Source organism: Microcoleus sp. Pol1C5, from assembly GCF_036701115.1.
GTDB lineage: Bacteria > Cyanobacteriota > Cyanobacteriia > Cyanobacteriales > Microcoleaceae > Microcoleus.
The window spans coordinates 40,410-66,509 of the sequence record NZ_JAUBQE010000024.1; the positions used below are offsets into that span (position 1 = coordinate 40,410).

At 46.2% G+C, this 26,100-nt stretch carries 27 protein-coding genes; 13 read left to right on the top strand and 14 right to left on the bottom strand.

Features of this window, described 5'->3' with window-relative positions; translation table 11 throughout:
• Positions 1 to 316: 316 nt before the first annotated feature.
• The 4 genes from QUA23_RS14965 to QUA23_RS14980 form a co-directional block, all read right to left on the bottom strand.
• Positions 317 to 3,574 carry a tetratricopeptide repeat protein gene (locus QUA23_RS14965; protein ID WP_333076667.1) on the bottom strand — a complete coding sequence of 1,086 codons (3,258 nt, stop codon included), beginning with the start codon at positions 3,572 to 3,574 and terminating at the stop codon, positions 317 to 319.
• Positions 3,575 to 3,784: 210 nt separating this feature from the next.
• The gene (locus QUA23_RS14970) at positions 3,785 to 4,294 is read right to left on the bottom strand and encodes a glycosyltransferase (protein ID WP_333076724.1); all 510 of its coding nucleotides are present in this window, start codon (positions 4,292 to 4,294) and stop codon (positions 3,785 to 3,787) included.
• Positions 4,295 to 4,417: 123 nt separating this feature from the next.
• On the bottom strand, positions 4,418 to 4,606 hold the full coding sequence (locus tag QUA23_RS14975) for a hypothetical protein (RefSeq protein ID WP_333093887.1): 189 nt from the start codon (positions 4,604 to 4,606) through the stop codon (positions 4,418 to 4,420).
• Between the two features lie 3 nt (positions 4,607 to 4,609).
• Positions 4,610 to 4,768 carry a hypothetical protein gene (locus tag QUA23_RS14980; protein WP_333076670.1) on the bottom strand — a complete coding sequence of 53 codons (159 nt, stop codon included), beginning with the start codon at positions 4,766 to 4,768 and terminating at the stop codon, positions 4,610 to 4,612.
• A 39-nt stretch (positions 4,769 to 4,807) separates the two neighbouring features.
• Here QUA23_RS14980 and rpiA point away from each other — a divergent pair, with 39 nt between their 5' ends.
• The 3 genes from rpiA to QUA23_RS14995 all read left to right on the top strand — a co-directional run bounded on the left by rpiA (position 4,808) and on the right by QUA23_RS14995 (position 8,089).
• Entirely contained in the window at positions 4,808 to 5,524 is a 717-nt protein-coding gene (gene rpiA, locus QUA23_RS14985; protein WP_333076671.1) for a ribose-5-phosphate isomerase RpiA, read from the top strand.
• A 410-nt stretch (positions 5,525 to 5,934) separates the two neighbouring features.
• Positions 5,935 to 7,119 (top strand): aldo/keto reductase, encoded by a 1,185-nt coding sequence (locus tag QUA23_RS14990; RefSeq protein WP_445243498.1) that lies wholly within the window; start codon positions 5,935 to 5,937, stop codon positions 7,117 to 7,119.
• Between the two features lie 214 nt (positions 7,120 to 7,333).
• Positions 7,334 to 8,089: a Fe-Mn family superoxide dismutase gene (locus QUA23_RS14995; RefSeq protein ID WP_333076672.1), complete on the top strand. Its 756-nt coding sequence runs from the start codon at positions 7,334 to 7,336 to the stop codon at positions 8,087 to 8,089.
• A gap of 177 nt (positions 8,090 to 8,266) precedes the next feature.
• Here the strand turns inward: QUA23_RS14995 and QUA23_RS15000 are convergent, their stop codons facing one another.
• From QUA23_RS15000 to QUA23_RS15010, 3 genes are all read right to left on the bottom strand, one after another.
• On the bottom strand, positions 8,267 to 9,052 hold the full coding sequence (locus QUA23_RS15000; protein WP_333076673.1) for a glucose 1-dehydrogenase: 786 nt from the start codon (positions 9,050 to 9,052) through the stop codon (positions 8,267 to 8,269).
• A gap of 25 nt (positions 9,053 to 9,077) precedes the next feature.
• On the bottom strand, positions 9,078 to 9,824 hold the full coding sequence (rsmG, locus tag QUA23_RS15005; RefSeq protein ID WP_333076674.1) for a 16S rRNA (guanine(527)-N(7))-methyltransferase RsmG: 747 nt from the start codon (positions 9,822 to 9,824) through the stop codon (positions 9,078 to 9,080).
• Positions 9,825 to 9,926: 102 nt separating this feature from the next.
• Complete coding sequence (locus tag QUA23_RS15010; RefSeq protein ID WP_333046972.1) at positions 9,927 to 10,592, bottom strand: energy-coupling factor ABC transporter ATP-binding protein; 666 nt, start codon at positions 10,590 to 10,592, stop codon at positions 9,927 to 9,929.
• Positions 10,593 to 10,964: 372 nt separating this feature from the next.
• Between QUA23_RS15010 and QUA23_RS15015 the strand changes: the two genes are divergently transcribed.
• From QUA23_RS15015 to QUA23_RS15025, 3 genes are all read left to right on the top strand, one after another.
• Positions 10,965 to 11,981, top strand: a complete 1,017-nt coding sequence (locus QUA23_RS15015; protein WP_333076675.1) for a Sll0314/Alr1548 family TPR repeat-containing protein — start codon at positions 10,965 to 10,967, stop codon at positions 11,979 to 11,981.
• Between the two features lie 127 nt (positions 11,982 to 12,108).
• Positions 12,109 to 12,561: a DUF3531 family protein gene (locus QUA23_RS15020; RefSeq protein WP_190737061.1), complete on the top strand. Its 453-nt coding sequence runs from the start codon at positions 12,109 to 12,111 to the stop codon at positions 12,559 to 12,561.
• 219 nt (positions 12,562 to 12,780) lie between these two features.
• Positions 12,781 to 13,212 carry an NUDIX domain-containing protein gene (locus QUA23_RS15025; protein WP_333076676.1) on the top strand — a complete coding sequence of 144 codons (432 nt, stop codon included), beginning with the start codon at positions 12,781 to 12,783 and terminating at the stop codon, positions 13,210 to 13,212.
• 151 nt (positions 13,213 to 13,363) lie between these two features.
• Here QUA23_RS15025 and QUA23_RS15030 read toward each other — a convergent pair whose 3' ends face one another.
• Entirely contained in the window at positions 13,364 to 13,729 is a 366-nt protein-coding gene (locus QUA23_RS15030) for a phage holin family protein (protein WP_333030414.1), read from the bottom strand.
• Between the two features lie 21 nt (positions 13,730 to 13,750).
• The gene (gene ychF, locus QUA23_RS15035; protein ID WP_333076677.1) at positions 13,751 to 14,842 is read right to left on the bottom strand and encodes a redox-regulated ATPase YchF; all 1,092 of its coding nucleotides are present in this window, start codon (positions 14,840 to 14,842) and stop codon (positions 13,751 to 13,753) included.
• 121 nt (positions 14,843 to 14,963) lie between these two features.
• On the opposite strand from ychF, the gene QUA23_RS15040 reads away from it, so the two are divergent.
• Positions 14,964 to 15,320 (top strand): hypothetical protein, encoded by a 357-nt coding sequence (locus QUA23_RS15040; RefSeq protein ID WP_333076678.1) that lies wholly within the window; start codon positions 14,964 to 14,966, stop codon positions 15,318 to 15,320.
• A gap of 132 nt (positions 15,321 to 15,452) precedes the next feature.
• On the opposite strand, the gene QUA23_RS15045 is transcribed toward QUA23_RS15040, so the two are convergent.
• Entirely contained in the window at positions 15,453 to 15,701 is a 249-nt protein-coding gene (locus QUA23_RS15045; protein WP_172184733.1) for a gamma-aminobutyric acid A receptor, epsilon-like protein, read from the bottom strand.
• Between the two features lie 361 nt (positions 15,702 to 16,062).
• Here QUA23_RS15045 and QUA23_RS15050 point away from each other — a divergent pair, with 361 nt between their 5' ends.
• From QUA23_RS15050 to QUA23_RS15060, 3 genes are all read left to right on the top strand, one after another.
• Positions 16,063 to 17,538, top strand: coding sequence for an aminotransferase class I/II-fold pyridoxal phosphate-dependent enzyme (locus QUA23_RS15050; protein WP_333076679.1), 1,476 nt, complete (start codon positions 16,063 to 16,065; stop codon positions 17,536 to 17,538).
• Positions 17,539 to 17,637: 99 nt separating this feature from the next.
• Positions 17,638 to 18,231 carry a precorrin-6Y C5,15-methyltransferase subunit CbiT gene (cbiT, locus tag QUA23_RS15055; RefSeq protein ID WP_333076680.1) on the top strand — a complete coding sequence of 198 codons (594 nt, stop codon included), beginning with the start codon at positions 17,638 to 17,640 and terminating at the stop codon, positions 18,229 to 18,231.
• 281 nt (positions 18,232 to 18,512) lie between these two features.
• Positions 18,513 to 19,430, top strand: coding sequence for a phosphatidate cytidylyltransferase (locus QUA23_RS15060; RefSeq protein ID WP_333076681.1), 918 nt, complete (start codon positions 18,513 to 18,515; stop codon positions 19,428 to 19,430).
• 107 nt (positions 19,431 to 19,537) lie between these two features.
• Here the strand turns inward: QUA23_RS15060 and QUA23_RS15065 are convergent, their stop codons facing one another.
• Positions 19,538 to 20,329: a DUF2993 domain-containing protein gene (locus QUA23_RS15065; protein WP_333076682.1), complete on the bottom strand. Its 792-nt coding sequence runs from the start codon at positions 20,327 to 20,329 to the stop codon at positions 19,538 to 19,540.
• 616 nt (positions 20,330 to 20,945) lie between these two features.
• Here QUA23_RS15065 and QUA23_RS15070 point away from each other — a divergent pair.
• Positions 20,946 to 21,740 (top strand): pseudouridine synthase, encoded by a 795-nt coding sequence (locus QUA23_RS15070; RefSeq protein ID WP_333076726.1) that lies wholly within the window; start codon positions 20,946 to 20,948, stop codon positions 21,738 to 21,740.
• The gene (locus tag QUA23_RS15075; RefSeq protein WP_333076684.1) at positions 21,737 to 22,618 is read left to right on the top strand and encodes a RodZ domain-containing protein; all 882 of its coding nucleotides are present in this window, start codon (positions 21,737 to 21,739) and stop codon (positions 22,616 to 22,618) included. Before QUA23_RS15070 ends, QUA23_RS15075 begins: the two co-directional genes overlap by 4 nt.
• A gap of 386 nt (positions 22,619 to 23,004) precedes the next feature.
• Here QUA23_RS15075 and malQ read toward each other — a convergent pair whose 3' ends face one another.
• Positions 23,005 to 24,513 carry a 4-alpha-glucanotransferase gene (malQ, locus tag QUA23_RS15080; protein ID WP_333076685.1) on the bottom strand — a complete coding sequence of 503 codons (1,509 nt, stop codon included), beginning with the start codon at positions 24,511 to 24,513 and terminating at the stop codon, positions 23,005 to 23,007.
• 171 nt (positions 24,514 to 24,684) lie between these two features.
• Between malQ and QUA23_RS15085 the strand changes: the two genes are divergently transcribed.
• A complete protein-coding gene (locus QUA23_RS15085) occupies positions 24,685 to 24,819 on the top strand; it encodes a hypothetical protein (RefSeq protein WP_333093888.1) in 135 nt (44 codons plus the stop codon).
• A gap of 157 nt (positions 24,820 to 24,976) precedes the next feature.
• On the opposite strand, the gene QUA23_RS15090 is transcribed toward QUA23_RS15085, so the two are convergent.
• Both QUA23_RS15090 and QUA23_RS15095 read right to left on the bottom strand, forming a co-directional pair.
• A complete protein-coding gene (locus tag QUA23_RS15090; protein WP_333053037.1) occupies positions 24,977 to 25,102 on the bottom strand; it encodes a photosystem II protein Y in 126 nt (41 codons plus the stop codon).
• A 201-nt stretch (positions 25,103 to 25,303) separates the two neighbouring features.
• The gene (locus QUA23_RS15095; RefSeq protein WP_333068679.1) at positions 25,304 to 26,062 is read right to left on the bottom strand and encodes a MinD/ParA family protein; all 759 of its coding nucleotides are present in this window, start codon (positions 26,060 to 26,062) and stop codon (positions 25,304 to 25,306) included.
• Between the last annotated feature and the right edge of the window lie 38 nt (positions 26,063 to 26,100).

Below are 26,100 nucleotides of genomic sequence, written 5' to 3' on the forward strand. Positions count from 1 at the left end.
CGCCCTAACTGGCATAAAGTTAGTGCGATCGCGGTACTATGAATTAGCTATTTATCTATCAGACTCGGCGCGGAATTTTTACGCATTTTCATGGAGATTTTTACAAAACTTTAGTGGGCGTTGGGTAAAAATATCCAGAAATCGCTTTTCTCTACCTGATATCTCTTTTTTTTATTGAACCGCAGAGGGCGCAGAGGGCACAGAGGAAGAGAAGAGAGTAAGAAAAGAGTTCATAAATGATGAGGGATTGGTATGCCAATTCCCAATGCCCAATTCCCAATGCCCAATGCCCAATGCCCAATGCCCAATTTCCCACCTATTTAGCTAACAGTTTTTGAAACACCTCATACATATCCTCAGCCAACTTTTTAGGATTCCACAAAGGTGCGAGATGTTCTGGCTGCTTAGATTTTACTAAATGCTCTTTCACCGCATTTCGGAAACCAGCATCCCGGCCAAACTTAACTCCCCACTGCGTGTATTCTTCCCAACTCCACGCCGCACCAACATCAAGATTTGCACTTTTCAGAAAAGCGTAACCCATGCGCGAAAGATATTGGTCGCCGGAGCGAGTTACCACTGGCAAATTCGCCCACAAAGCCTCTAAATTGTGAGTGCCACCGTTGTAAGGATAGGAATCTAAAAGCACGTCGGCTACATAATAAATAGCGCGGTGTTCTTCTTCACTTCTGGTTTGCCCTATAAACTTAATTCGACCAAAATCTACTCCCTGAATTTCGCATTCTTCGCGGTAAGTGCTGTGAATAATATCGGGGTCGCCTTGACCTTTGCGGATTAACACACTATTGGGTACTTCCTTAAGAATTGTAACTTGAGCTCGTACCATTTCGGGATTGGTTTTTCGCCCTGGCGCCACGCACAGATAAGTCATTTGATCCAAGCCAATTCCGAGAGCGTTTCTAATCGCCTCTCGATTCACAGGAATGCTTTGCAGTGCGCCAATTGCTACGGAACAAACAGGCAATCTTACTAACTGTTCTAAGTAATTTTTTTCCACACCAGAGGGGTGAGTGTGTTCGTCGCAGAGAAAGTAGTGATTCTCTGAAATGTAGGGTGCGTCAAATCCCAGCCAAGACACGCAAATTCCCGCAGGATATTGATACAGCACTTCGACATTTGTTGGGACTGTCATCGAGTCTAAGTCTATCAAAACATCCAAGTTGTCTTGCGCTACTTCGGCAAAGAGTTCCCCGCCGTCAGCAAAGCCGTTTGGATATTTTTTAGGCCAGTAAAACTTGCCCGCCATGTCTTCAAACCGCTGCGTAACTTCATCTCGGTGGAGTTTCCCGGTGACGTAAAGGTGAACGTGGGGGGTAATGTTGCTTAATTCGCGAATTAAAGCTTCGCTGCACCAGCCTACAGAGTGGCGGCGGAAGTGTTTGGAAAGGAAGCCGATTTTTAAAGGACGCTGTTCTTTTGTTTGGTAATTTGCTAGGTTGATTCTGTTAATGTCCTGGCGCTTGGGGACGGCTTTTTGGTAGTATTCTTTGGCAATGAGTCTGTAGAAACTGGCATTTTTTTCGCGGTTGTCTCGCAGGTGAGAAACTGCAAACAGGAAGATTTCGTAGAGCAGTTTTAGTTCGATTACGCTAAAGCTTTCGACCTTTTCGTAGCAGAGTTTTTCGATTTCTTCGAGTTTCTGAATTGCCTGTTTGCTTACACCTGATTGCAGGTAGGAAAAGACATAGGCTGTCGCTGACATGATTGGGGCATTTTCGCCGCAGTTTTCGCAGTATTTGTCGGCTATGCTACGGGCTCCGGCGAGGTTGGTGGAATGACTTAGCAAGTCGCACAATTGTTGGTAGGCTTCGCTAAATTTGGGGTTGCATTGGATCGCTTTTTCAAAATTGGCGATCGCCTCCAACGGCTTATCTTGTTTTTGAATGTGTCCCATCCGGCAGTAAACCTCTGCCCAATTCGGTTTTAATGCCAAAGCTTGCTGATAGCTGGCTACAGCTTCTTCGAGGCGCCCCTGCATGGAATAACAACTGCCGAGGTTAGCGTGAACTTCCGGCCAGTCGGGCTTAATTTTCAGAGTGTTTTGATAATTAGTAATTGCTTCGTCGTACTTGTTTTGCTGCAAAAAAGAATTGGCTATATTGAAGTGCAAAACTTCTAAGTGCGGCTTTAAAGCTACAGCTTTCTGATAGTAAGCGATGGCGGCGTCGAGATTGCCTTGTTGCGATCGCGCGCTGCCGATGTTACCGTAAGCTTCGGCCCAATCTGGTTTAATGGCGATCGCTTTTTCGTAGCATTCGATGGCTTCGTCGCGCTTTCCTTGGCTGAAAAGTCGATTACCTAAGTTAAAGTGGAAGTCTGCACCGACTAGCTGGGGGTTGAGTTCGGATGTTCTTTTAAAACAGGCGATCGCTGCTTCGATGTTGCCGTGTTTCTGATATACTTTCCCTAAATTCCAGTGAGCTCCCGCTAAATCTGGACTGAGGGCAATCGCTTGCTGGTAATGAGCGATCGCTTCTTCCAAACGCCCCATTTTGAAATACATACTGCCGATATTGGCGCGCACTTCCGCAAAATTTGGCTGCAATTCTAGGGCTTGAGAATACGATCGAATCGCAGCTTCATTTTTGCCTTCTGCTTGCAAAGCATTGCCTAAAGTGACGTAAGCGTGGATGAAATCTGGTCGGATTTTTATCGCTTGCTGGCACGCTGCGATCGCCTCTTTAATTTTACCTTGAACTAAAAACTGTTCTGCCAGTTTTTTGTAGGGTTCTACTTCTTCAAAATTGGCAACTTGTCCGCTATCTGGAACATTTAGCGAGGTTACTTGTTCGGAAAGTTCGGCGGGGTTGGTAAACGGAGTATTTAAAGTTTCAGTGGTGGGCGCTGACGGCAAATTGATGCTCGAAGGCTGCAAGCCGTAGCCTTCATCTTTGTTGACAGATACTGGTTGCTGTTCGCCTGATTCTGTTTCTAATTCGATAAAGTTGCTGTCAGTAGTTGGCCGCTCTTTTTGTGCGATCAAACTCGATAGTTTCTCAGCAGCGCTGGCATCTCCCGGTTGCTGTTGGATCACTTTTTGATAGCAAGTAATTGCTGCATCTAAGTTTCCTTGCTGCTGCAAAACGCTGCCCAGCATCATATTAACCGAAGACAATTGAGGATTAATCGCCAGAGCTTTTTGGTAATAATTTGCCGCTTGTTCCAATTGCCCTAACTTGTAATACATACTGCCGAGATTCGCGCTGGATTCAGCAAATTCCGGCTGAATTTCTAAAGCTTGCAAGTAAGCTTCAATTGCCATTTCCAGCTTGCCTTGACTCTGCAAAGCATTGCCTATTGTTAAGTAAGCAGGAGCAAAATTGGGTTGAAATTTAAGAGCGACATGGCAAGAGGCGATCGCCTTTTCAAATTCTCCTTGCAAAACATAAACTTCCGCCAATTTTTTATGAAGTTCGGCATCTCCGGGATTGAAATCTAAAGCTTTCTGATAATTCTCGATAGCGCCACCGAGATCACCTCGATCTTTCAGCCAATTTCCCTTTTGAAAATAATCTCTCACTGCCTCTAAACCTACTAAAGAATTCCCGCTCATTTGCTCTGCCACTCTTACAGTTTTTACACTAATAATATTCAACCATTCTACCCACTATCGGGAACGCACAGACCAAGTACACCCTCGATTTATATATTCTACCTGCTGTCTGAGATGATTTTTAGCAGTTGCGCCACCCGCACCCGTGTCCTCATTTAAAACTCCAACTACGGCCTCTAAAAACCGCCTTGTATATCCCTCCCAATCTGGTTAGCCCGCCCGCTTCCAATTAGTTATCGATGCAAAATTTTCCACCTCTGACAGGGAAACTAGACGGGCAAATCCAGCAGTTGTTTCCGGCAAAGCTGCCAATTCACTGGTCACAATCCGGCAACCGCTGGCCATTGCCTCCATCACGGCAATAGATGAGGTTTCTAAATAGGTATTCAGGTCAGCTAAAACGGCAACTGAAAGCAGTTGCCGGACGAGTTCGGGTTGGGGTACGGAACCCATGTACTCGACGCCTTCTGTTTCCTGACAAGGGCGGTAAAGTTGACCTACAAAAAGCTTGTTATCATTGTCGTCTATTTGGTGTACTTTTATGCTTGAAAATACTTTTAATCTGGTTCCGGGGACAGCTTGACGAATTTCGGGAAAGACTTTTAACAAAATATCGAGTCCCCGAAATGGAGTGCTGGTGCAAGCTAGAATGGGCGGTCGATATTTATGAGTGAGGATATAAAGATTATCTGCGAAAATGTTAGCAAAACAAGATGCGATCGCATTTCTTCAAACACAACAGCGATTGGAGTCAATCCCAAAGGGTCGATGAAGTTGCTCGCGCTGCCAGTCGCTGACAAATACAAAAGCATCGCAAGCATTGATTTCTCGCTGATTATGGAACTATTGGAGAAATACAAAGCCCGGTTCGTTATGAATCCACAAAATTAACTTAATGTGATGCCCCAAAAGCGGCTTAACTTTCAGTGCTTTGCCGACTATATTGACTATAACTAAAAAATCGAGCGATCGCAGCAATTCTAAATTAGATTTGTCCCCCACCCTGCGCCTGCAATCAACGCCGCGCCACATCCCCTACTCGGAAGTATTGTTGAGTAAAAATACCTCGTTTCCCTGTGCAGCCAAGGCCTCAGCTAAGTAACAAATAGCCGACTGAGTGCCACCCAAAGGTTCGCGGTAAGGAGTTTCAATGTTGTAATCCCAAGTATAAGTATCGAGAAATCCGATTTTCATTAAATGGTACAATCTTAAAACTATTGAGGAGTACCGAACATGACCACAGAACAAGATCCCGTAAAATTGATGAAACAGCAAGTCGGCTTTGCTGCTGCCGATCGCGTAAAATCTGGTATGATTGTCGGACTCGGCACCGGGTCAACTACAGCTTATACTATTCAAGCATTGGGCGATCGCATAAAATCAGGTGAACTCAAAGATATCAAAGGAGTGCCGACATCTTTTCAATCAGAAGTGTTAGCCAAACAGTACGGAGTACCGCTGACAACACTAGATGAAATTGACAGAATTGATGTTGCTATTGACGGCGCTGATGAAGTAGATCCCCACCTCAACTTAATTAAAGGTGGTGGCGCGGCCCACACCCGCGAAAAAGTAGTCGATTACCTCGCAACTCAGTTTATTGTAGTAGTTGACAGTTCCAAAATCGTAGATAAATTGGGTTCGACTTTTCGCGTACCCATCGAAGTTATACCGATGGCATTAACACCAGTGATGCGCGCCATTGAAAAATTGGGTGGCAAACCAGAACTCCGCATGGGTGTGAAAAAAGCAGGCCCGGTAATTACCGATCAAGGTAATATGGTAATCGATGTCCAATTTGATGACATTGCCAACCCCGGAGAAATGGAAAAAAGCTTGAATAACATTCCTGGTGTGTTAGAAAATGGTTTGTTTGTAGACTGTACAGATTTGGTTTTAGTCGGCGAAATCCAAGACGGAAAACCAGTAGTACGAGAGATTTCTAAATAGTCAAAACTGCCCGTTGGTGGTCAAAAACTCTTTGTAGAACAGGCATCTTGCCTGTTCAGGAGAATGCTGCAAAAACTCTTTGTGGAACAGGAATCTTGCCTGTTCAGGAGAATGCTGAAGTATGGGAGTTACCACCCGCAAAAATACCAAAAATAAGGTTTTTTACCTTATAGCAACCACCAAGACTATTAAGAAGTTCTTAATCAATGAAACCCTTGCGATTGTTACATATTCATCCTTCTTCCTTCTTCCTTTTTCCGACTTCCATCGGACTGACATCCGTTACATCCGTTACATCTTGTACAGTGCTCGTTGCCGAACTTATTTCTTCCTGACATCCGTTACATCCTCAGAAAGCGAATCCGTTGCCGAACTTCCTTCTCCCTTATGCTATAGCTTTGACTTTGATTATGATGCAATATCGCAGATTCGGTCGCACAGAATTATCCATGCCCGTCTTTTCCTGCGGTGGCATGAGATATCAGTACAAATGGCAAGACGTGCCAGCCAATGAAATTCCACCAGACAATCAAAAAAATCTAGAAGCGACGATTAGCTACTCGGTTGAATGCGGCATCAATCATATAGAAACTGCTCGCGGTTACGGCACTTCCGAGATGCAACTGGGGCGAATTTTGCCGAATTTTCCCCGCGAAAATTTGATAGTGCAAACGAAAGTTAATCCCAAACCAAACTCCCAAGAGTTTCGCGAAGACTTTGAAAAATCCTTAGCTTATTTGCAACTGGAATACGTCGATTTACTGTCGCTACACGGCATTAATACGTCGGAATTGCTAGAGGAGTCTATGCGTCCGGGCGGCTGCATGGATGTGGCGAGAAAGTTGCAAGCAGAAGGGAAAGTTAGGTTTATTGGTTTCTCAACTCACGGCCCGACGGATGTTATTGTCAAAACAATTAAAACCAATCAATTTGATTATCTTAACTTGCACTGGTACTACATCAATCAAATTAATTGGCCGGCTATTGAAGCTGCTAAACGTCACGATATGGGCGTTTTTATTATCAGTCCTTCCGACAAAGGCGGTCAACTTTACAGCCCGCCACAAAAATTAATCGACTTGTGCTATCCGCTGAGTCCGATGGTGTTTAACGATTTGTTTTGTTTGTCGCATCCGCAAGTACACACTTTGAGTTTGGGCGCAGCCAAACCTGAAGATTTTAACGAACATCTGAAAGCTGTAGAATTGTTAGATAGAGCCGATGAAATTTTGCCTCCGATATTAGAAAAGTTAGAAAAAGCAGCAATTGATAAATTAGGAGAAGATTGGTTTAAGACTTGGCACGTCGATTTACCAACTATAGAAAATACTCCCGGAGGTATTAATATTTATGTGATTCTGTGGCTGTGGAACTTGGCGCAGGCTTACGATACGATCGACTATTGCAAGATGCGCTACAACCTCTTAGGTAATGCCAGTCACTGGTTCCCCGGCCAGAAAGCCGATCGCCTCAATGAATTAGACTTGCGCCGCTGTCTAGCCCACAGTCCCCACGCTGCTAAAATTCCCGGTATTCTTCAAGCAGCCGATCGGCTTTTTGGAGGCGAAGCCATCCAGCGCTTGTCCCAAGAATAATCTAAAAAAAACCCGGTTTCGAGACAGAAACCGGGTTGGTGAACCGGAGCACGTGAGTTAGTTACGCGCACACAATTAGCCTATACTTGAGAAACTCTCACAACCATCGCCCATCCGTCTCATCCATTCGGGCGATACAACTTTTTTTCTCAACTCACTCCCATTTTGCTTTAATCTGAGATAAAACAGTTAATAATGCACTCAGGTACTTTTTATGACTCTTAAACGCCGAGATTTCTTGTATTTAGTGACCGCCACCGTCGGAGCTATTACCGCAGGTGCTTGCCAAGCGTCAGGAAATAATGTATCGCAAGCAAGTCCAGTTGCAGAAAGTCCAAAAATAGCCCAAACCCCCGGGCCTTTTACACTGCCACCTCTGCCCTACGAATACAATGCTTTAGAACCGCACATCGATGCGCGGACAATGCAATTTCACCACGACAAACACCACGCCGCTTACGTTAAAAACCTCAACGATGCTGTCAGCAAATACCCGCAACTCAAAAATACCTCTGCAGAAAATATGCTGCGAGATTTGAGCAAAGTGCCGGAAGATATTCGCACAACCGTGCGTAACAATGGCGGCGGACACTTAAATCACAGTATGTTTTGGGAAATCATGGGTCCCAACGGCGGCGGCGAACCCACAGGGGCAATTGCAACAGCAATTAAGCAAACTTTCGGCAGTGTTGACGATTTTAAAGCAAAATTTAACGATGCCGGCACCAAGCGTTTTGGCAGCGGTTGGGTTTGGCTAGTCCGCAATAAAGCAGGCAAACTTGAGATTACAACTACTGCCAATCAAGACACGCCTTTCATGGAGGGAAATTATCCAATTATGGGTAACGATGTTTGGGAACACGCTTATTATCTCAAATACCAAAATTTGCGCGCCGACTACTTAAAAGCTTGGTGGAATGTTGTTAATTGGGCGGAAATTAACAAGCGCTACGAAAAGGCGAGCGCCTAGTTCCACAAAGTTTGTTGTTGCGATCGAGCGCAAACCGCCCAACAACCAACTCTGTTTTAAGTAGGTAGGCGCTGTAAAACGCAATTAAGTAAACGATTGTAAAATATCCTGAGCCTTAAGCGTGGCTGACTGAGCAATGTTTCCATACTGTTAGATGGTTCGTTTAATGCCGCCTACCTACTTATCTTGAGATTCTGCTGTCAAACTCGGGCTGCCCTCAATGTACAGTCCACCATCTACCTTTAACACGCTGCCCGCGATGTAGCTAGCTGCATCAGATGCCAGGAAAACTGCTGCTTTGCCTAAGTCTTCCGGGAAGCCCATCCGACCAAGAGGCATTTGGTTGCTGAACGACTCAAGCAATTCGTCGCTATACCAGCGTCGCTCACCCGGAGTGTCAGTCCACCCAGGCTCTAGGATGTTGACCCGAATTTTGTGCCACATCAGTTCATTAGCCATAGAAAGAACGAGGTGATGACAGGCTGCTTTGGTGGTGTTGTAGTCAATAGCACCCTTATACGGAAAATGGGCGTGGGGGGATGAGATATGGATAATCGAGCCTTGGGCCTTCCTTTCCACCATACGGCGGGCGACTATTTGACAGACGTGCAACACACCGTACACCCCTATTTCTAGTGTCCGCTGTAAATCCTCAAATTTAGTTTCCAGCAAGGTGTTTCGGACGCTAGCGATCGCATTGGTTACTAGAATATCGATTTGACCGAGTTCTTGCTCGCACGTATCCACCATCCTTTCCACTTGGTCGCGCTGTGAGACATCTGCTTGAATCGCGATAGCGCGACGGCCGACAGAGTGAATCTGGTTGACTACTTCGAGTGCAGATGTTGGAGAATCGCAATAGTTGACACAAACATCGGCACCCGATTTGGCTAATTCAAGAGCGATGCCAGCACCAATTCCTTTCGAGCTACCTGTGACAAGTGCAATCTTATTGGCAAGCATAGTTAGTATTGAAAAACGGCTATAGCTAGCGCACGGGACGCTCGAACTGCTGTACAACTTTCCGCAAGTAAACGCAGTGCCGTGCCCCCTGACTTGTCGGCGTTGTGAATGCTTCGACTGACTCAACTTTACCGCCCAAATGCTCGATCGCCCTTTGCAACTCCGTTTCTTCCTCCACCGTCCAATTTCCACGGTAAAGTACAGCCAAACCGCCATTTTGCAGCAGGGGCAACGCGTATTTACCACAAATAGAAGCTGCTCCAACTGCTCTAAGAAGTGCTAGATCGTAAGCTTGTTTGTGATGCGGCTGTCGGGCAATTTCATCAGATCTACCCAACAAAGTCGTAGCATTTTCTATGCCTAAAGACGGCAAAACTGTTTCCAAGAAATCAATTTTCTTGCGAGTAGAATCGAGCAAAGTAACTGATAGTTGCGGCAGGGCGATCGCGATCGGCAACCCCGGAAAACCCCCACCAGTCCCAATGTCGATCGCTTTCTGCACTGACTCGGCGGCCAATTCGGGATTTTCCGCCGAATTGTGATTAGCTGGCAGCAGTCTTGCAATTCCCCGCAGAGAATCCCACAAATGTTTTTCCCAAAACTCCATCGGCTCAGTAATTCGAGTTAAATTCAAGGATCGATTTCCCTCAACAATTAACTCATAAAGTCGCTGAAATTGTTGTTGCTGCGACTCATCCGGCTGCCAATTCAGCGTTTTTTGCCACAACTCGTTCATCTGGGGCAACACAGACATTTTAATCTCATTTATCATCTAGTTCTATTCTCACTTTTTTATTGCTGTCTGCTTAGGCGGACTTCGTTTGTATAGACGCGAATTCTATTCGCCGGGAAACCATTTGCAACGCCAGAAAAATCAAACGCAACTCGTTTCCTTAGCTTCTAACTTAGCCCGATCGACCTCTTGCAAATCCCCGTGGTCTAAAGTCCAAAATCGATCGGCAACGCTCAGCAAATCGCTAGCATCGTGAGTAACAATCAACAAAGTCCAGTGACTTTTCAACTTACTCAACAAGCTTACCAACTGCCGCCGCATCGACCAATCCAAACCCGCTGTCGGTTCGTCCAATAGTAGCAAATGCGGCTGCCGAATTAGCTGCACCGCCAGGGCTACCCTCCGCTGTTGTCCGCCGCTCAAAGCGTGGGGAGAAGCGCGCAGCGGCAAATGTCCTAGTCCCACTTCTGCCATTGCTGAGTTAATTTGTTCTTGTCCCAATTCAGGATGACCCAACCGTAATTCTTCTAAAATTGTGCCGCCGCAAAAATGTCTTTCTGGAAACTGGAACACTAAACCTCCTAACTGTTGCAAGTGTTCCGGTGTTAATTCTTGTTCCCGCCAACGGATGTCGCCGCTAGTTTTTTCCGCTAAACCTGCTAATATTTCTAAGAGCGTACTTTTGCCTGAACCGCTGCGACCCACAATCAGCCCCATTTGCTGCGAGGGAAGTTCTAAGTTAATATTTTTCAGAATAGCATTCGGACAGGCGGTAGGATGATATACTAAGTTTTTTAGATACAGCATTAACGCAATTGGTGGTTGGGGAGAAGGAAGGCACTACACGAATTTTGACAAAGATACACGGATTAATTATCCAGCCTCAGCGATTTGTTTCTAGCTTGGGCCGATCGCGCACTATTATTTTACATAAATCTTTACAAAGATTTCCGGTTTTTTCAGGATTTGCGTTTGATTTTTATGTTTTTTCATGGTATATTTTAATAATGGGAATCAGTCCTTTAATATATTACAATTCACACCTCGATTATTAAAATATACCTCAACAACCACAAAAAATCAAGCAAATTTCACTCTTTTTTTGGTTGCGGCCCGAAAGTCTAAAAATTTAACTCTCTTGTTTCTAGTTTACAGTATATTCCATTGAGAGAAGTGACGATGACGAAAACCCCTTTAGCATCGCTTGGCAAGCAAATGTTAAGTTCTAAACAGACAGTGCGGGCGATCGCCAGTGCAGGAGCGATCGCCCTCAGCATCTGCATTAACTCGGCAGTAGCGGGCGATCCCTTTCGCACCAGCAACCTGCAGGCGATCGGGCCTAACACCGAAACCGCTTTCAAAACAATGTTTCAGCAAGGAAACTACAAACAAGCAAAAACTCAAATTCAACAAGCACTATCAGCCGAACCAAACGAGCCGCTAGCCTATGCAATGGCAGCCTCCCTCTCATACATCGAGGAGGACTTAAACTCGATGAATTCCTACGCACAGAAAACCCGCGAAGTCGGCGAAAATTTGACGAAAACTAATCCATTGCGCGGCAACATCTACACAGCAGCAGGTCACTTTCTAGAAGGGGCGAACATTATAGCCAAAGAAGGAACAGCCAAAGGCGCGCCCCAAGCTTTGAGTAAATTGCGAGTAGTATTTCAATACCTAGAGGCCGCCGACAAAATAGCTCCCAACGACCCCGAACTCAACCTGATAAAAGGCTACATGGACTTAATGCTAGCCACAAACCTGCCCTTTTCCAACCCGAACGAAGCAATTCAAAGACTAGAACAAAAAGCCTTTCCCCGCTACTTAGCTTATCGCGGCATGGCCGTCGCCTATCGAGACTTGAAAAAGTACGATCGCGCTTTAGAATTTGCCAACAAATCCCTAGCAGAAACGCCCAACAATCCCGAAGTTCTATATCTAAAAGGACAAATCTTGTTTTCCCAATCCCAGGGGAAAGACAGCAACAAAACCTTACTTGAGGAAGCCCGAAAAAACTTCGACGCAGCCTTAGCAAAACCAGACCAACTGCCCCGCAGTTTAGTAGCCGAAATCTTCTTTCAGCAGTGCAGAACCCGTAACCGTCTCGACAGCAAATCTCGTGCCTGCGACCCCATGCGCGATAAAATTAGAGATGCAGATGGAGTCTGGGGGCCGGCAGCCTTACCACCACTTTAAAAAGAGTCAGAGGGAAGTCAGAAGTCAGGAGTTAGGAGGAAAATTTTCCCTGTCTCCCTCTCTCCCAATTTTCCTCTCTCCTACAATCCAATTCCTGCAATTCCATTCCCTTTCTTGGATAAAATTGATGCAAGTAGAGTTTCGCGAGTTTAACCCCTTTGACCTCTGGATTTGGCTGAAGTTCAGCAACGTGCCTTCAAACGGTGAAAAACAGTATGTTGAAGAAGTGTTTGACTCTTGGTTTTTCTTGGGAAAACTGGGAGGATTTAATGCGGAAAATTTGCAAGTTCAAGATGAAGGCTTAGATATCAGTCAGATGAATTACGATGTTAATCTAGCCGACCAAAGCATGATGGCTTTGATGCACAATATGGGAGAAATGGAGTATCAAGGTTCTTGGGCTCGCTGCTGGTTTGATTTGGGCACTAGCGATGCGATAGGCCTCGATGTTTTGATTAATGTTTTCCAGCAACTCAGCAAAGAATTCGTAACGATTGAAAAACTCATTATTGGCGGGGAAAATACAGACTGGCCCGTTGACAACACTCGCCGTCGAGAGGCTTTTGCTGCTGATAATTAACCATTGACACGACAGGCATGACACGGATACACGGATAATGAGTGATGATTGCTGAGTAATATAGAACTTACGCACGGGTAGTAATGAACCGGGTTTTTTGCATCATACTTCGTTACAGCCCGCATCAACGGCAAAAAAACCTGCTGGTTGGGCGAAGTCGGAACCCGGTTTCTTTTGTTTTGGTGTTAATGCGTCATGACTGATGACTGATAACTAATTATGCAAAAAGGTACAATTCGCGTAATTGTTTTAGGATTAATTCGATCGGGCGATCGCATTTTCGTGTCAGAATGCGAAGATCCGGTCAAACAAGACACATTTTACCGAGCTCTGGGCGGTGGCATAGAATTCGGAGAACACAGCATCGACGCTTTGCAAAGAGAGTTTCAAGAAGAAATTAAAGCCGAGTTAACAAATATCAAATATTTGGCTTGTTTGGAAAATTTTTTTATTTTTAATGGTCAGGCCGGACACGAACTAATACAACTTTATCAGTGCGAATTTGTCGATCCCAAATTTTATCAATTGGAAAGTCTAGCTTTTGCAGACGGAGAGTGGGTATTTACCGCACTTTGGATGCCTATCGAGCCCTTTCGATCGGGCGAATTGCGCCTAGTTCCAGAGCAATTTATCGACTACTGCGAAGGCTAAAAACTCAACCACTACCAAAAAATACATACCTGATATGGGGGAATTAAACCTAAAATATTTGCATTAGGGGCGGGTTTCACCTGAAATATTTGCGATAACTAACAGGATGAATAAATCCGCCCCTTCCTTCCGCCCAGCGCGTTACCTTTCTCTATCTTACACTAGGCAGAGTCCGCAACAGCTCATAAAGCAAAGAGTTGATAAAACCGAGGGCTATAGCACCCAGCAAAGCACTCCAAATTCCCCACCGCAAGCGAAATCCATCCACTAGCCAAGCCGCCAATCCAAAGATAATTGCGTTGATAACAATTATCCACAAACCAAAAGTTACCAACACCAATGGAAAACCCAAAACCACAAAAAGCGGCCGCACTAAAGCATTCAGCAATCCAAAAACCGCCGCCGAAATCATCGCTTTTCCAAAAGTGTCAATGTCCACCCCGATGGGCAACTTGGAAATAATAAAAAAGCTCACCGAAGTTACCAGCCAAGCAATTGCCAGCGAAACGATATCCATGTGTTCATCTCCTTAAAAAAGCTAAACATTAAATCGGAACAACAGCACATCCCCCTCTTGTACAACATACTCTTTTCCTTCACTGCGAACTAAGCCTTTTTCCTTAGCTGCATTCATCGCGCCCGTAGCAACCAAATCTTCATAACTCACAGTTTCGGCCCGGATGAAACCCCGTTCAAAGTCCGAGTGAATAACCCCTGCAGCTTGCGGTGCTAACATTCCCGCGATAATTGTCCAAGCGCGAGTTTCCTTCGGGCCGCTAGTAAAATAAGTCCGCAAACCCAATAATTCGTAAGTAGCTCGAATCAGAGATTTCAAGCCCCCTTCTTTTACCCCCAGAGATTCTAGGAAATCCGTTCGTTCTTCCTCTGATAACTCCACCAATTCTGACTCAACTTGCGCCGAAACTATGACAACCTTAGCATTTTCTTTAGCTGCTACTTCCCGCACTTGTTCGACATAGCTATTTCCCGTTGCTAAATCGTCATCAGATACGTTAGCAGCATAGATAATTGGTTTGTTGGTCAGTAATTCCAAACCTTTAACTAATTCAGCTTCTTCATCTGTGAAATTGTACTGCCGCGCTGGTTTCCCCGCATTCAAAACCACGACTAATTTTTCGAGCACATCCACTTCTGCCTGAGCTTCCTTGTTGTTGCGGGCAAGCTTGCGAGTGCGATCGAGCCTGCGTTCAATTTGAGCTAAATCTGCTAGAATTAATTCAAGATTGATAATGTCTATATCTCGGATCGGATCGACAGAACCCGCAACGTGAATGATATCGTCATTCTCAAAACAGCGGACAACGTGGACGATCGCATCTACGGCCCGAATGTGAGATAAAAACTGATTTCCCAGTCCTTCCCCCTGACTCGCCCCCTTCACCAAACCCGCAATATCCACAAATTCCATCCGCGTCGGCACAGTTTGCACGGAATTGGAAATATTGCTCAGCACCTTCAACCGTTCGTCTGGCACTGCCACGATACCCGTATTTGGCTCGATCGTACAGAAAGGAAAATTAGCAGCAGTCGCCTTGGCATTAGCAACCAGAGCATTAAACAAAGTAGATTTGCCAACATTAGGCAGTCCGACAATTCCGGCAGTAAGCATAGCTATTTAGAAACATATCACTGTTTCAAAATATCATAAGCAATAGCAATATATCTGACTTGTCCCTTCTAACTTCTACAGGTAAGCTTGAATAAATATCGAACTTGAGGTAGATGGCTAAATGGTTAACAAGTTGTTAAGCAAAGTAACGATCGCTGCGGCGCTGTCGCTGCCCCTGTTAGGGCTGACAGCAGCTAGCGTTTTCGCTCAGATGGTCAAAATTTCGGTGGTTAACAACAGCGGCAAGACGATGACAGCAGTCTATATGTCTCCTCCCGATAAGGATACTTGGGGAGAAAACGAGCTAGATGCTCCCATTGCCGATCGGGAAAAGGCAGATTTTGAGTGGAATCAAGCTGACTACGGCGGCTCGGATGCGGGCTGTGTTTTTGATGTCAGGGCCGAATACTCTGACGGCAAATCCACTGATTTGCCTTCTGTTGACCTTTGTAAAGAGACTGCGCTCAACTTCAATTAATCGATAATTTAGGCAAAAACCGAGTTTTTTCAAGTCTGATATTCATCAAAAAGATTGGGGACTTGGGAGAAACTGGTTTTTGCGATCTGCCTCACAAACAATCTTAAATTTCGCGATCGACTAAAACATCATTTAAATAGGTTCAGGGATTGTCTGAGGAATTGGCCCCGGCACTGTCTGAGGAATTGGAGAGGGTACAGTTTCCGGCACCGGTTCGGGAATTGGCTGCGGAATTGGCGCAGGTACCGGCTCCGGTACTGGTCCGGGAATGGGTTCGGGAACGGGACCCGGCACTGGTGGCGATGCGGGTATAGTCGGCAGCCCCGGTTCGGTACTGGGAATCTGCGGGCCTGGAAATGGATCGGGAGTGGGATAAATCATGTTAGTGTTTTGCTCGCTAATAGAGATGTTTCAAAAACATTGGCTCGCCACTCCTAGCTATATTTTACAACAAAAATAACTGAGTTGTGGTAGTGTCTTATTTCATAATAATAAACTCAAGATTGCGGCGGAGACATCTATCTAAATAACTATCATTAACTGTTACTTCCGTAGAAAATTATGCCTTTGGTCTTAAACTAAGTATGTGGTTACAAATAAATATTAGATGGCGAGGGCGCGTGAGTACAGAAATAAACTGCGTGAGAGTAAAGACATTGGCTCAACCCGCCCCTACAACAAGATATTATGGTTTTTTCATACCGCTCTACTTAAATATCAAATACAGCAATCAGGATTAAGCGTGTCACCAGCAAACTCTCAACAACAAACGCCTCTATTAAATGCCTTGCGCGATCGAACAAATCACCCACACGCCCCATTTTATGCCCCCGGACATAAACGCGGACAAGGAATCTCAGGGCCGCTAATTGACTTATTCGGTGCGGCAGTATTTAGATCGGATTTGCCCGAATTGCCGGAGTTAGACAATCTCTTTAACCCAGAAGGTGCAATTGCCGAAGCTCAAGACTTAGCCGCAGCAGCATTTGGAGCCCAATCAACTCGGTTTTTGGCAAACGGTTCGACTTGCGGAATTATCGCCGCCATTTTAGCAACTTGCTGCCCTGGCGATAAAATTATCCTGCCTCGAAATATCCACACCTCGGCGATTTCTGGTTTAATTTTATCCGGTGCAATTCCAATTTTTGTCAATCCAGAGTACAACCCAGATTGGGATATTGCCAACAGCATCACCCCAGAAGCCACAGCCGCAGCATTAAAACAACATCCCGACGCCAAAGCAGTAATGATAGTTTACCCAACCTATCACGGCGTCTGCGGGGATTTGCGGGCGATCGCCAAAATTACCCATCAATACAACATACCGTTATTAGTAGACGAAGCCCACGGCGCGCACTTTAACTTTCATCCAAACTTGCCAGAACCAGCACTATCAGCCGGCGCCGATTTAACAGTACAATCAATCCACAAAACCCTCGGTGCAATGACACAAGCATCGATGCTGCACGTCAAGGGCGATCGCATAGATATCCAAAAATTAAATAAAGCATTGCAGCTAGTACAATCCACAAGTCCGAGTTACATACTATTAGCATCATTAGACGCAGCCCGCCAACAAATCGCACTCCACGGCGAACAGTTAATGACCAAAACTTTACTGCTAGCAGAAAAAGCGCGATCGCGCATCAGTCAAATTCCCGGCTTATCAGTTTTAGAACCGTTAAATACACCCGGTTTTGCAGCATTAGACAGAACCAGGCTAACAGTAAAAGTATCCGATTTAGGAATCACAGGATTTGCCGCAGATGAAATTCTGCACTCGGAACTCGCAGTCACCGCAGAATTACCAATGCCGCAACATCTAACATTTATTATCAGCTTGGGAAATACAGAATCAGATATTGACAATCTAGTTAAAGCTTGTACTCTTTTAGAAGGAAGAAGGAAGAAGGAAGAAGGAAGAAGGAAAAAGGAAGATTTTTCCCATCCCCCACTCCCCCCCTCTCCCATTCCCCCTCTCCTCTCTCCCCGCGAGGCTTTCTTTTTTCCAGCGGAAACAGTAGCAGCAGACAAAGCAGTCGATCGCCTGTGCGCCGAACTCATATGTCCCTACCCCCCTGGAATACCAGTCCTGATGCCCGGTGAAATCATTACCCCAGCAGCCGTTGACTACCTGCAACAAGTCCTTACCGCCGGCGGCAAAATCACAGGTTGTAGCGATAGAAACCTCCAAACTCTCAAGGTTGTGCGACAGTAAATATTAAGGCTTGGGGGAAATTGGGAGAATTTCTACTTCTTCCGCGAGTTCCAACTTCGGTCTTTCTTCAATCAAAAATCAAAAATCAAAAATATAACTATGCTTTGGCCCTACGTCACTCCAGGCATCCCGGATGACTTATTTGAACGTTTACCGGGAATTCCCATGAGTAAGCGAGAAGTCCGACTGCTGTTAATCTCCCACCTGCGGCTGCAAGCAGATTCAGTCGTGTGGGACATCGGTGCAGGTACTGGTACGATCGCCGTAGAAACAGGTTTGCTGTGTCCTAAAGGTCGGATTATCGCCGTCGAAAGGGACGAAGAAGTAGCAAGCTTGATTCGCAGAAATTGCGATCGATTCGAGCTCGACAACGTAGAAGTCATAGAAGGCAGTGCCCCGGAATGCCTTGCAAACCTGCCCCAACCCCCCCACCGAGTCTGCATCGAAGGAGGTCGCCCGATTAAAGCGATTCTCCAAGAAGTCTGGCGGTACTTGCCACCTCACGGTAGAGTTGTCGCCACAGCATCCAATTTAGAGAATCTTTACGCCCTTTCCGAAGGGTTCGCCGAGTTGCAAGCCCGGAACATCGAGGTAGTCCAGTCCGCCGTCAACCGCTTGGAGACTCGCGGCCTCAGTCAAACCTTTGCCGCCGTGAATCCCATATTTATTCTCAGCGGCGAAAAGCTGGATTAGAAGGAAGAAGAAGGCACGACACGCAGTTTGACATGGATACACCGATTAATTCTGTAATTCTTAATCTTTTTTAAGTTCACTTAACCTTCATACTTAAGAATAGGCGCCACCATCGCTGGATTGACCGCCTGACTTGAGATATTGGATGACCGATGGGGGATGGGGGTTAGTTGTGCAAGGGATCAACTCGTGCTCTAGAAAAATCCAAAATCTCAAATCCAAAATCCAACATCCAAAATCCAACATCGAATGATCCGCCGTCTGCAAGAGAAATTCATTTTATGCCTTGGTCTCGTATCCTGAGTGGAATAGTTGCGATCGCCCTTGCTTTGGGAATGATTATTATGGGCGGATGGTACTTCACCGTCGGCTTTGGAGTCATCGTCTACCTAGGCCAATTGGAATATTTTCAATTAGCCAGGGCTAAAGGCATTGCACCCGCTGCCAAAACTACCTTAGCAGTCAGTCAAGGCCTGTTAATTACTGCAGCCCTAGCACCGCAACTTGTAGACGCCATGTTCCCCTTAGCGGGAACCTTAATCTGTTTCTACCTGTTATTCCAACCTAAATTATCGACGATCGCCGATATTGCCTCCTCAGTTTTAGGATTGTTCTACGGCGGTTATTTGCCCAGCTATTGGGTACGGCTGCGAGTCGGCCTCGACCCTGGCAATCTTGCTACAACCCAACTTTCGCAAGCAGTAGCAAGCAATTTGCCGGTTAACATTTACCCGTCCCCGTCTTGGACAACTTCGAGCCACATATCTTTAGGATTGACTTCGCTGCTGCTGGCTTTCTTCTGCATCTGGGCCGCTGACATTGGGGCTTATTTTGTCGGCAAATTCTTCGGGCGCACTAGCCTATCCCACATCAGCCCCAAAAAGACCGTTGAAGGTGCTGTATTTGGAGTTTGCGGCAGCATCGCCGTCGCCGTCGCTGGGTCTTGGTATTTACACTGGCCGGGGTGGCCGTATACAGGGGCTGCTTTTGGTCTGTTGATTGGGGTTGCTAGCCTGTTGGGAGATTTAACTGAGTCGATGATGAAGCGAGACGCCGGCGTTAAGGATTCGGGGCAGTTGATCCCCGGTCACGGCGGCATTCTCGATCGCACCGACAGTTATGTTTTTACCGCGCCCTTAGTCTACTATTTTGTGACTTTACTGTTGCCAGCGATCGACTCTTTTTTAATTAATCGGTAATTGGGAAGTGGGAATTGGGAAGTGGGCATGGGGAATTGGGAATTCGGTATATATTCCCAGGCTTTGCCGAGGACGCAGGTTAAAGTCAACTGTCAACTGTTAATTAACTAAGGCAAAACTCTAATTCCTCCCCGACAAACAATCTCCCCCGGACTCAAGATCAACTCTTCTATCTCAACTTCCGGCCCAAAATCAATTTTAAACCCATTGAAATCACTGCTCTTTAATTCTCCATCCATTTCGATTTCTGGTGATTCAAACATCAATTCGCGACCGCTGGCTATCCGCAAACCCGTCCGCAATACCAAAGGAATTTGCCTACCGCCAGCGCGCAAAATTGTCGCCGAAAGCGTCAACAAACCCGCCTCAATTATAATCTGCGAATTTTGCAACTTCAGCGACTTTTCCCTATCTGTCAGCGGCAGCATAGGCAGCAAAAATTCGTTCAAAGCATCAGCAAGCAAAGGCGCTTTCAGCGACGCATTCAAATCCGCCTGACTAAGCCTCAAAACGCCTGCCACGGGAACGGATTCCAGGAGGCGCAGGGGTTGGCCTTTGAGAGCTTGACCGAGGTTGATGCGAATGCCACAGCCCTCTATGGCAACTTCAGTTAGGTGTAATCCTTTATACACAGCACCGCGAGCTGCAGCCGTGACTTTGGGGATCGCACCGCTGAAGATTTGTCGATCGCTCCCCTCAATTTTCACCTTCAACTCGTCCACCTGCTGAACTTGCGATCGCAGCCACAACTGCACCGCCGGAGACAGCACTGCGCTTGCGATCCGGCTGCCTTGACGGGGCGAAGGTCTCCCCGGCTCCTCGCCGAGATTAACAGTCTCACCAGAGCCAGCAGCGGCATCTCTATTGTCAAATTGAATAGAGTTTCGATCGACAGTCATAAACAATTTCAGAATATAAACCTTAATATTCAAGCACAGAAATTTAACTAGAACTGGCACATCCGGCCTCAAAAACCCGGTTTATGGACAGATAGACCCCTGTCAACCTCTGATTTTCCTTAGAAACCGGGTTGATGAATACAACCGATCAACTATAAAATCAAGCAGAAATCTGGCATCAGCAACGCCAGAAGCAGAAAAATTCTTACCTTTCCCCCCTTGGGATCTTTGGATAGTTCACGAGTTGTGCGATCCCGATGAAAAATTCGCGATCGAGCGTATAAATTTAACCAGCAGTACGGGATTTATGGTAGTGTTGGTTTATGGTCGGGTCAGACCCACACCTTTCAAACCAGCCGCAAACCAACGGTGCAAACCTGTGCCTGCAGCGAGTCTTTTCGTCGTAGTTTTTGCACAGCATTCAGGGTAATGCCATCAGGACAATCTGCACCGGGCACAAGGACAATCTGCACTCTTGCCGGGCGTCCTGTAATAATTGGTCAGCATTATAATTTATTCCCAACCAGGAATTGAGCATTGCTAGTACGGTTAATCAATTAACCGTGTCGTGTTTCCTCCCCACCGCTGGCTCGTTGGGGATTTCCACACTCCCGTCATGTCTGATGAAAGGCTGCAAAAAATCCTCGCCCAGTGGGGCATTGCCTCTCGCCGTCTTGCAGAACAGATGATTGTAGCTGGACGAGTCCGAGTTAATGGCAATATTGTTCGCTTAGGAGAAAAAGCGAATCCCGATCGCGATCTCATCCAAGTCGATGGAGTCCCGGTGAAACCAACGGATCGACCCGCAAAGATCTATCTGTTGCTCAACAAACCGGCAGGCGTAGTTTCTACTTGCAGCGATCCAAGAGCCCGATCGAAAGTTCTCGACTTGCTGCCACCACAACTGCGCTCCGGTCAAGGCATCCACCCCGTAGGACGCTTAGATGCAGATTCCACCGGCGCCCTCTTGCTCACCAATGATGGTAAGCTGACATTTTGTTTGACCCATCCGCGTCACTCGATCGCCAAAACTTATCAGGTTTGGGTACGGGGCGATCCCCCGGAACGCATACTACAAACGTGGCGTCAGGGCATCATCTTGTCCGGCAGAAAAACTTTGCCCGCGAAAGTAAAAGTTATCGATCGCGCGCAAGACCAAACTCTGTTAGAAGTCATTCTATCAGAAGGCAGAAACCGACAGATTCGGCGAACAGCCGAGCTGTTGGGATATCCAGTGGTGCGCCTGCACCGCACAGCCATTGGCCCGATTCAATTGCAGCGGCCCGGTGCGCCAATATTGCCACCAGGCTGCTGCCGACCCCTAGAAGATGCGGAAATTATTTATTTATGGAATCTAGTCAACCTAACATCAATAAGCGTGCCAGTAAATTCCCAGGAGCACAGCATATGACAAAGAATTTATTGTTTTTATTCTTCAAAACCACTAAGCAGAAACGGCACTCCCAAGAGCCAGAAACAGCTCAGAAGAAGCTAGCGGAAATTGGAACTCAACTCCGTCAGTACCGCGAACAGCAGTCTATTTGTTTGGACAAAGTAGCCGTGGTAACAATGATTCGGCGGAATCTGCTGCAAGCCATCGAGGACGGTGAACTAGACCAACTTCCCGAACCAGTCTACACTCAGGGTTTGATCAAGCGCTACGCTGAAGCAATGGGTTTGGACGGAGCTCAGTTTGCCGAATTTTTTCCGATCGAACCGCCAGCCCGATCGAGAACCAAGCTATCCTGGCAAGATGGGCCTCAGTTGCGGCCGATGCACCTCTACCTCTTTTACACCTTTCTAATTATCTGTTCGGTCAATGTTTTATCTCAGTTGATAAGCGGTTCTGTTACCGCAAGAAGCGGTGCGGGAACCGAAGAACTAGCACTTGAGCAGAAAGACCAAGCTCGTTTTGCTGCTGAGGCATCTCGATCCTCAAAAAATCAGAAACCGGATAGTTACGAAGCTGTCGAAGCAGTAAGAACAGGTCAAAGTTTAGATAAATCTGGGAATAAACCAGTGATGGTTAGCGTCACTTTTAAAGCAGAATCGTGGATGCAGGTTGAAGTCGATGGTAAAACAGAGTTTGAGGGAACTTTGCCGACCGGGACCGTTCGCACCTGGGGGGCTCAAAAGCAATTGGTAGTGGTAGCAGGTAACGCCGGTGGGGTAATGGTGGCTGTTAATAACGGACAAGCCGAACAACTCGGAGATCCTGGAGTCGCCAAAGAAGTTGTTTTTAAAGCAAACGAACTCACGCCTTCAGCACCGCCCAAGAATGAAGGCTGAGTGTTAATTGGTAATGGTTAATGGGTAATAGGTAATAGCGGGCAGCCCCCAGCTTTTAATTATAATGTCCGTCTTGAGTCACTCATTACCAATTACCAATTACCAATTACCAATTATATCGATTCCGGTTGCATCGGAATAGTCAAATCCCGTCACGGGTCAAGAATCACGGATAGTCCAACCCGAATCGATATAATTCATCTGCATTAATCTGTGTTAATCTGCCCTTATCGGCGGTCAAAAAAAGATAATTTCTCCAGCCGCAGATGACAAGGTATTGACGCAGATTAACAGAAGAGAGATAGGAATAATTTCGATGCTAACAGATTTGATATTACCCATTAACAATTACCAATTATCCATTACCAACTACCCATTCCATAAGATCAATGTTTATTAGGAGCGCGCCCAGAGATGTAAGTCATAGTTTTGAGCCGATCGCGCACTTCCCAATTCAAAGCTTCTGGTCGATATCGCCAACCCCAATTTCCCTCTGCTTTCCCCGGAAAATTCATCCGCGCGTCTGTACCCAAACCCAACAAGTCTTGATACGGCACAATTGCCAAATTAGCAATAGAAATCCAGCCCATGCGGATTAAAGACCAGTGAATTCCTTGGGGATCTATGCAGCCCAAATAACGCAAAACCTCATCTCTTTCGTAGTTTTGCAGTTGATTGAACCAGCCGACAGTCGTGTCGTTGTCGTGGGTGCCCGTGTAAACTACGGAGTTGCGATCGTAGTTGAAAGGCAAAAAAGGATCGCCAGGGCCCGCGCCGAAAGCAAACTGCAAAATCTTCATTCCTGGAAACTCGTATCGATCGCGCAAAGCTTCCACTTCAGGAGTAATTACCCCTAAATCTTCAGCGATAATCGGCAAGTTGCCAAACTTCTCATTAATTAGATCCAACAAAGCTATTCCCGGCGCTTTAATCCACTCTCCCTCGATCGCAGTTTCTTGTCCGCGCTTCACCGCCCAGTAAGCCTCAAATCCTCGAAAGTGGTCGATACGAGTCACGTCTACATAAGCGAAAATCGCTTCAAAACGCTCTACCCACCACTCGAAATTATTTGCTTGCAACTTCTCCCAATTGTATACGGGGTTGCCCCACAATTGACCTGTATTGCTGAAGTAATCTGGGGGAACTCCTGCCATTAAAGCTGCTTCTCCGGTGGCTTCATCCAAGCAGAATGTTTCTGGATGAGACCACACATCCGCGCTGTCGTGAGCTACATAAATCGGAATGTCGCCAATAATTTTAATGTCCCGCAGGTTAGCATAGCGTTTCAACTCCGTCCACTGGCGAAAAAACTCAAACTGAACGTATTTGTAGTAATAAATCTCAGCATTTAGCTGCTGACGCCACTTCTCTACAGACTCTGGTTTTCGACGGGCAATTTCTGTTTCCCAATTGTTCCAGCTAACACCGCCAAAGTGATCTTTGAGTGCCATAAATAAGGCGTAATCTTCCAGCCAATTCTCTTTGCTTTCGCAAAAAGCTGAGAATTCTTTTTGCTGGATAGGAGATGCTTTGGCTTTGAAATTTTCGCAAGCTTTTTTGAGCAAAGGCACTTTCAAGGCGATCGCCCGCTCGAAGTCTACATAATCGAGCGGAAATTCAGGTAAATTAGCGAAGTCTTCATCTGTGAGCAATTGATCGTCCCGCAGCAGTTCTGGGTTGATCAGCAGGGGATTTCCCGCCATTGCTGAATAGCACGAATAAGGAGAATTGCCGTATCCTGTCGGCCCCAGCGGCAATACCTGCCAGTATTGCTGGTCGCTCTCTACTAAAAAGTCAATAAAGCGATATGCTTCTATTCCCATGTCTCCAATGCCAAATCGACTGGGAAAGGATGTGGGATGGAGTAGAATGCCGCTCGATCGGGGAAAAAGCATAATCTATCTAAAGATATAGGAATTTAACATTGACAATTTGACCTATCTTCCCTATCAGTTAAACTTCGTAGTTTTTAGGGCGATTGTTAGGGCAAATACTTTTGTGATTGTCTCATATTTTCTGCGATAACGTGCTTACCCAATATTTTTATGGAACTGTACTCAGAAGTTATGAGTAGAGTTCAAAACATCAAAATCTGGAGTTACACGATCGCCCTGCTTTCACAGCTAGGTTTTTTTACCCAGGCTCGTTTGCTGCAACAAAATATTTTGCTGGATCGTAATCAGTTTCTGCTTAATTTTTAAATTTAACTTTTCTTTGGCTTTCGCCCCATCTCTCTGCAGTCGTAAATTGCCCGCCCAAAATCAGCCATCACTTAAGCAGAGCCAATGCACAAATCAGCCGACTGTTTTGTATCTTAAAAAACAGTCGGCTGCGGGATTACCTGAAAAAAGGCTGAGTTTAAGCTTGCTTGTTCAACAATTTCTGCACTTGTTTGAGAGCTATAGCGCCGACGTTGTAAGCAGCCCAGCCGCCCGCCAACAATACGGGCATCAATACTATTAGTATGCGGAAGTCAAAATCCATGAGTTCTCCTCCTAAAGTTTTTTAACAAATTCTCATAATCTATTTGTATCTCATTTTGTCGCCATTCTCCTGACTCTTTAACCAAATATTGTCGCTGAGAAAGTTCCTCTGCTGGCAGCCGGATAGGCAGAAGGACATTGCTCCGCAGGAATTGAGATCGAAACTCACTCCTGGGCGGGCGATCGGCATTCGCTGCACCAATTATCCCACAATCTGTTTCGCAATCCCTTCCACAACCTTAGTTAGAGGGTCGTTAGGGAAGTGCAGCGCAAACACTCCCTTGCTGGCGAGCAGCATCATCTTGTCGCTGTGGGGCAGTACCCCTGCCACTGGGATGTTGTAAATACTCTCTACTTGCTGCTTCAAATCCTCGAAATCCAGGGATTCTGGAGCTTTATTGATCGTCATCAAAATCTTGGGAACTTCTAATTTGCGGGCCACATCTACCGTGACAGCCGTTCCCTGAAAATCTTGCTGATCCGGACGCAGAATCAGCAGCAGGATGTCCGAAATGGTGATGCTGAGGAGGGTTTCTTCGTTGAGCCCCGGGTGGGTGTCGATAAATAGGTAGTCTAATTCCAGAAACTCGATCAGTTCTTGAAAGCCGTCGGTAAGCAGTCCGACATCGTAGCCTTCGCGCAAAACTCGCGCTATTTCCCCTGCTTTAATGCTCGAAGGAATCAGGTAGAGGTTGCCGTTACTGGCTAATTTTGGCAGCAGGGAACTCACATTGTAGGCCGTATCCGCGATCGGACACCGACCCCACAGGTAATCGTTCAGGCAGCGATCCATGTTGCTCTCGCTGAAACCGAACAGCACGTGAATCCCGGGCGATTGAATGTCGGTGTCCACAATGGCGACCCGATTTCCGCCACGAGCGATAATAGATGCCAAGTTTGCTGTCGTGTTCGATTTGCCAGTTCCGCCCCGGTAAGAGTGGACAGAGATGATTTTGGACATGATCTGCGTATGAGGGTAAGAAACGGCGAGAACCCATT

Bases quoted from the DNA above. Each gene is read 5' to 3' on its own strand.
- QUA23_RS14965 (WP_333076667.1), bottom strand. From the start codon at position 3,574: ATGAGCGGGAATTCTTTAGTAGGTTTAGAGGCAGTGAGAGATTATTTT.
- QUA23_RS14975 (WP_333093887.1), bottom strand. From the start codon at position 4,606: ATGTGGCGCGGCGTTGATTGCAGGCGCAGGGTGGGGGACAAATCTAAT.
- QUA23_RS14980 (WP_333076670.1), bottom strand. From the start codon at position 4,768: ATGAAAATCGGATTTCTCGATACTTATACTTGGGATTACAACATTGAA.
- rpiA (WP_333076671.1), top strand. From the start codon at position 4,808: ATGACCACAGAACAAGATCCCGTAAAATTGATGAAACAGCAAGTCGGC.
- QUA23_RS14990 (WP_445243498.1), top strand. From the start codon at position 5,935: ATGATGCAATATCGCAGATTCGGTCGCACAGAATTATCCATGCCCGTC.
- QUA23_RS14995 (WP_333076672.1), top strand. From the start codon at position 7,334: ATGACTCTTAAACGCCGAGATTTCTTGTATTTAGTGACCGCCACCGTC.
- QUA23_RS15000 (WP_333076673.1), bottom strand. From the start codon at position 9,052: ATGCTTGCCAATAAGATTGCACTTGTCACAGGTAGCTCGAAAGGAATT.
- rsmG (WP_333076674.1), bottom strand. From the start codon at position 9,824: ATGATAAATGAGATTAAAATGTCTGTGTTGCCCCAGATGAACGAGTTG.
- QUA23_RS15010 (WP_333046972.1), bottom strand. From the start codon at position 10,592: ATGCTGTATCTAAAAAACTTAGTATATCATCCTACCGCCTGTCCGAAT.
- QUA23_RS15015 (WP_333076675.1), top strand. From the start codon at position 10,965: ATGACGAAAACCCCTTTAGCATCGCTTGGCAAGCAAATGTTAAGTTCT.
- QUA23_RS15020 (WP_190737061.1), top strand. From the start codon at position 12,109: ATGCAAGTAGAGTTTCGCGAGTTTAACCCCTTTGACCTCTGGATTTGG.
- QUA23_RS15025 (WP_333076676.1), top strand. From the start codon at position 12,781: ATGCAAAAAGGTACAATTCGCGTAATTGTTTTAGGATTAATTCGATCG.
- QUA23_RS15030 (WP_333030414.1), bottom strand. From the start codon at position 13,729: ATGGATATCGTTTCGCTGGCAATTGCTTGGCTGGTAACTTCGGTGAGC.
- ychF (WP_333076677.1), bottom strand. From the start codon at position 14,842: ATGCTTACTGCCGGAATTGTCGGACTGCCTAATGTTGGCAAATCTACT.
- QUA23_RS15040 (WP_333076678.1), top strand. From the start codon at position 14,964: ATGGTTAACAAGTTGTTAAGCAAAGTAACGATCGCTGCGGCGCTGTCG.
- QUA23_RS15045 (WP_172184733.1), bottom strand. From the start codon at position 15,701: ATGATTTATCCCACTCCCGATCCATTTCCAGGCCCGCAGATTCCCAGT.
- cbiT (WP_333076680.1), top strand. From the start codon at position 17,638: ATGCTTTGGCCCTACGTCACTCCAGGCATCCCGGATGACTTATTTGAA.
- QUA23_RS15060 (WP_333076681.1), top strand. From the start codon at position 18,513: ATGCCTTGGTCTCGTATCCTGAGTGGAATAGTTGCGATCGCCCTTGCT.
- QUA23_RS15065 (WP_333076682.1), bottom strand. From the start codon at position 20,329: ATGACTGTCGATCGAAACTCTATTCAATTTGACAATAGAGATGCCGCT.
- QUA23_RS15070 (WP_333076726.1), top strand. From the start codon at position 20,946: ATGTCTGATGAAAGGCTGCAAAAAATCCTCGCCCAGTGGGGCATTGCC.
- QUA23_RS15075 (WP_333076684.1), top strand. From the start codon at position 21,737: ATGACAAAGAATTTATTGTTTTTATTCTTCAAAACCACTAAGCAGAAA.
- malQ (WP_333076685.1), bottom strand. From the start codon at position 24,513: ATGCTTTTTCCCCGATCGAGCGGCATTCTACTCCATCCCACATCCTTT.
- QUA23_RS15085 (WP_333093888.1), top strand. From the start codon at position 24,685: ATGAGTAGAGTTCAAAACATCAAAATCTGGAGTTACACGATCGCCCTG.
- QUA23_RS15090 (WP_333053037.1), bottom strand. From the start codon at position 25,102: ATGGATTTTGACTTCCGCATACTAATAGTATTGATGCCCGTATTGTTG.
- QUA23_RS15095 (WP_333068679.1), bottom strand. From the start codon at position 26,062: ATGTCCAAAATCATCTCTGTCCACTCTTACCGGGGCGGAACTGGCAAA.